This is a genomic window from Thermomonas sp. (genome assembly GCF_035369645.1).
Classification (GTDB): domain Bacteria; phylum Pseudomonadota; class Gammaproteobacteria; order Xanthomonadales; family Xanthomonadaceae; genus Thermomonas.
This window is the reverse complement of record NZ_DAOOUM010000080.1, coordinates 1-4,539: the sequence shown is the minus strand read 5'-3', so window position 1 is coordinate 4,539 and position 4,539 is coordinate 1. Positions and strand designations below refer to the sequence as shown.

Sequence of the window (4,539 nt, the reverse complement as noted above, 5' to 3'; positions counted from 1 at the left end):
AACCTACAATTACACCGCCACGGTGAGCGGGGCCACCCGCACCGTGGCCAGCTTCGACGGCGCTAATTCGTTGTCTTTCCCAGCCCAACGCCGATACCCCGCAGCGGCACCCCGCGCACCGGGGGTGGTGCCACGGGTTGCTGCGTGGGGGCGCTGGCCGCGTTGCGTTGCGCTGCCTCGGTTGGGTTAGGTGAGACGGTCATGCCATTGGTGGGGCGCGATAACGCAATGCTGATGGGGGTGCCGGCGTCGGACGTGAACATAATGGTCATCGAGCGGCGCTCGGTGGCCTGCGCTGCGCTGCGTTGTTGCACGATCTGCCCGCCGGCGGGCCCATCGACGACTAATTCAACATCACCACTGGCGGGCAATGCATCCGGGGCGATGCTGATGGCATACACCTCATCCTTGGGGAGCGCTGGCCAGATGCCAAAATTGATCTGTCCATTCGCATCCGTGGTGCGGGCCGCGCAGCCGCCCCCAGGCACTTTGCCCAGTGACACACCAATCCCCCTCAATGGAACCCCATTGGGGGTGGTGATGGGGGCCGGTGCCGGGGTGGGGGTTGGGCAGGTATCGGATTTTTCGTGATGCTTGATCAACGAATGCACCAGTCCGGCCACGGCCAACCCCACCGCAGCCTCGCCGGCCACCCTGCCGTTGGAGACCTGTGCATGTTGTGTGCCTTGTTCGGCTTGTTTTACGTCTATCGCGGGGCCATTGCCGGGCGCATTGGCCGACTGCGCTAGGGCGGTAGCGGGGGGTATCGCGCATAGCAATGCGGTTGACAACAAGGCCAAGGGCAACCGGGTCATGGATAAGCTGTTCATACGCATTCTCCATTCATGAAGGTGACCGTGGTACGCGCCAAAAACGATGAAAACCGGCTGAATTTTTTGTGTTTGCAAGCATGCGGTTCAATGCGTTTATCGACCAGCAAGCGTCGTTCGCATCGCCCGGATAAACGCGGGGCATCTTGAGCGATGTGGCGGTGAAGCACGCCGGTTTCGTGGTTTCAGATGCCAGCGGCGACGCTTCGGGTTAGAATCTGCGTCTTGCCGCTTTAGCTCAGCAGGTAGAGCAACCGCCTTGTAAGCGGTAGGTCGTCCGTTCGATTCGGACAAGCGGCACCATCGCCCAGCTTGCGCCTGTGCCGTAGGCGGCGTATCTGTTGGGGCCTTCCATGCAGCGTCACTACCCGCCTGTTTCCATTTTTGGCGTTCCTACGGATATTGGGGCAGCACGGCGCGGGGCGTCGATGGGGCCGGAGGCCTTGCGCGTGGCCGGGTTGGTGGATGCCATTGCTGCGCGCGGTGTGGCGGTGCGCGATGTGGGCGATGTCAGCGGCCCGCGCAACCCGGTCAGTGCGCCGGTGGATGGCTACCGGCATTTGGAGGAAGTGACGGCGTGGAATCGCGGGGTGTTTGAGGTGTCCACCCGTGAGCTGCAAGCCGGGCGGATGCCGATTTTGCTGGGTGGCGATCATTGCCTAGCAATCGGTTCGATTGCGGCGGTGGCCGCGCATTGCCGCAGCATCGGTAAACAGTTGCGCGTGTTGTGGCTGGATGCGCATGCCGATTTCAACACCCACGAGCTCACCCCCAGCGGCAATATCCACGGCATGCCAGTGGCGTGCTTGTGTGGGATGGGGCCGGCGGCGTTGACCGGATTTGGTGGCATCACCCCGGCGATCAGTCCCGACCAAGTGCGCCAGATCGGCATTCGTTCAGTGGACCCGGGCGAGAAGCGACTGGTCAAGGAATACGGGCTGGATATCTACGACATGCGCTATATCGACGAAGTCGGTATGCGCCGCGCGATGGAAGAAGCGCTGGAAGGGATGGATGCCAACACGCATCTGCACGTGAGCTTCGATGTGGATATGCTGGATCCGTCGATTGCGCCCGGCACCGGCACCCGCGTGCCCGGCGGTGTGAACTACCGCGAAGCGCAACTCATCATGGAAATGGTGGCCGATAGCGGTTGCCTGGGGTCGCTGGATTTGGTCGAAATCAACCCCGCACTGGATCGCCGTAATGCCACCGCCAAGCTGGCGGTGGATTTGGTGGAAAGTCTGTTTGGCAAATCGACCTTGATGCGCGATTGATACGCGATTGATGCGTGTTCATGTGCAGTTTTAGCGGTGACGCGGTTTAATGTTGCTTTCCACCCCGTCACGAGGCTTCCATGAAACGTTTATTTGCCCTGCTGTTGTTGACCGTGTTCGCCAGTGTGGCCTTGACCGCCTGCAATACCGTGAATGGTGCCGGTAAGGACATCAAGAAAGTTGGCGAAAAAATCGAAGACGCTTCCGGCAAAAAGTAAGCGCTGCAAGCCCATCGGGCAGAAGCCCGATGGGCCAATACCGTCAGCGCGGATCCGGCACAAATCCCTGCGGAAACGCACGTGGCGTGTTGTCGGCATAGCCGCGATAGAGGCGTGGAAGGATACCCATCGCCACTAGCGCATTGGCATCGTCATAGCGCACTTGGCTGACTTGCTGCGGGCGTGTGCTCATCCGTTGAAACGTGGTTTGCCCCACCGGTGCCCATTCGCGTTGGCCGTGGCCGGTGCCCAGTTGTTGCGGCATGGCATCGGCCTCTGCCATCGCGCGGCTGGCAGCGGCAGGGGGTGCTGGTGCCGGTGCCGATTTGGCCATGCTGTCGCGTGCTTGTTCTTGCGCGGCCAGCGGCGGTGCGTAGCGCGGGCGTGGCGGCTGATATTCACGAAACACCGCGATCCCCACCACACCCACATTGGCCGGGCGGCCAGTGCGCGCGGCGTAGCTGTCTTGCAGATCGGTGAAGACGAATTGGGCGATGTCATCCAGCGATTTACGCCAGCCGGCGATCTCGGTGGACTCCCACGGGCCCAGCACATAGCCGGCCTGCGAGGGCGCGGCGGTTTGCCCGCTGACCGCGTTCACGCCATCCACCGACAACACCACCAACACACGTTCGCCAGTGGTGTTGGTCAGCCGCACGGCGTAGCGGTGGCCGGGCACGCCGGCGACCCAGTGTTGGCCGCGATAGGGGTAGTCGGGCAGGGTTTGCCCGCTGTCGCGGTCCACCACGCCCAAGGTGACGATGTCGCGGGCGTGCGCGGGCAAGCTGCATGCGGTGGATGCGGCAAATGCAAGGGCGAGTGCAAGTGAGCGAAACATAGTGATCTCCAGAAGGCGCAAGAGGTGCGCTGCAAGACGGTCAACGCATCACGCCGCAAAACGGGGTTAGCGCTGTGTCTTTAGGGCTGTGCCTTTAGAATGGCGATTGATTTCGCAATACAAGCGCAGCCCCGCATGAGCAAGACCCGCGTCCTCACCGGTATCACCACGTCCGGTACTCCACACTTAGGCAATTACGTTGGTGCCATCCGCCCGGCGATTGCCGCATCGCGTGCCAGCGATACCGAGAGTTTTTATTTCCTTGCGGACTATCACAGCTTGATCAAGGCGCAAGACCCCGCGCGCACGCAGCGTTCCACGTTGGAGATTGCGGCGGCGTGGTTGGCCTGCGGGTTGGATCCGGCCAAGGTGTGGTTCTATCGGCAATCGGACATTCCAGAAATCCCCGAGCTGACGTGGCTGCTCACCTGCGTGGCCGGCAAGGGCATTCTCAATCGTGCGCATGCCTACAAAGCGGCGGTGGATAAAAACCGCGCCGAGGGTGAGGACGACGATGCCGGCATCAGCGCCGGGTTGTTCATGTACCCGGTGTTGATGGCCGCCGACATCTTGATCTTCAATGCGCACAAGGTGCCGGTGGGCCGCGATCAGGTGCAGCACATCGAAATGGCGCGCACGTTTGGTCAGCGCTTCAACCACATTTACGGGCACGAGTTTTTTGTATTGCCAGAAGCGGCGGTGGATGAGCAGGTGGCCACCTTGCCCGGTCTGGATGGCCGCAAGATGAGCAAAAGCTACGACAACACCATCCCGATGTTTGCCCCGCGCAACGAACTGAAAAAACTCATCGCCGGCATTCTCACCGACTCGCGTGCACCCGGCGAGCCCAAGGACACTGAAGGTTCGGCGCTGTTTCAGTTGTACCAAGCGTTTGCATCGAAACAGGACACCGCCGCATTTGCGCAGGCGTTTGCCGAGGGCATCAGCTGGGGCGATGCCAAGCAGGCGTTGTTCGAAAAAATTGATGCCGAAATCACCCCGCTACGCGAACGCTATGAAGCACTGATGGCCAAGCCTGGCGAGATCGAAGCCATCTTGCGCATGGGTGCGGCACGTTTGCGCAGTGCCTATGCAACCCCGGCAATTACCCGCCTGCGTGAAGCGGTGGGCTTGCGCGATTTGTCGCAGGTGGTGGCGGGCAGTGATGCGGGTAAACCCAAGAGATCATCCGATGCCGGGGTGCCCAGCTTCAAGCAATACCGCGATGCCGATGGCAAGTTCTACTTCAAGCTGGTGCAAGGCGAGCGCGTGCTGTTGCAAAGCGCGGGCTTTGATTCCCCGCGTGATGCCGGGCAGCGGATTGCATCGATCAAAAGCGGCACGCTGGATGCCGATGTGGCCGATTTCATGCTGGG

At 61.4% G+C, this 4,539-nt stretch carries 5 protein-coding genes and 1 tRNA gene; 4 read left to right on the top strand and 2 right to left on the bottom strand.

Annotated features, from left to right (window positions below; genetic code table 11):
• Positions 1-62: 62 nt before the first annotated feature.
• Entirely contained in the window at positions 63-830 is a 768-nt protein-coding gene (locus PK789_RS11405; protein ID WP_324308931.1) for a hypothetical protein, read from the bottom strand.
• Positions 831-1,057: 227 nt separating this feature from the next.
• On the opposite strand from PK789_RS11405, the gene PK789_RS11400 reads away from it, so the two are divergent.
• From PK789_RS11400 to PK789_RS11390, 3 genes are all read left to right on the top strand, one after another.
• Positions 1,058-1,133, top strand: a tRNA-Thr gene (locus PK789_RS11400).
• A 50-nt stretch (positions 1,134-1,183) separates the two neighbouring features.
• Positions 1,184-2,107: an arginase gene (gene rocF, locus PK789_RS11395; protein WP_288969144.1), complete on the top strand. Its 924-nt coding sequence runs from the start codon at positions 1,184-1,186 to the stop codon at positions 2,105-2,107.
• Positions 2,108-2,187: 80 nt separating this feature from the next.
• The gene (locus tag PK789_RS11390) at positions 2,188-2,325 is read left to right on the top strand and encodes an entericidin A/B family lipoprotein (protein ID WP_288969146.1); all 138 of its coding nucleotides are present in this window, start codon (positions 2,188-2,190) and stop codon (positions 2,323-2,325) included.
• Positions 2,326-2,368: 43 nt separating this feature from the next.
• On the opposite strand, the gene PK789_RS11385 is transcribed toward PK789_RS11390, so the two are convergent.
• Entirely contained in the window at positions 2,369-3,163 is a 795-nt protein-coding gene (locus PK789_RS11385) for a hypothetical protein (protein ID WP_324308928.1), read from the bottom strand.
• A gap of 135 nt (positions 3,164-3,298) precedes the next feature.
• On the opposite strand from PK789_RS11385, the gene PK789_RS11380 reads away from it, so the two are divergent.
• Positions 3,299-4,539 (top strand): tryptophan--tRNA ligase (locus PK789_RS11380; protein WP_324308926.1); only part of this gene is annotated, 1,241 nt, incomplete at its 3' end.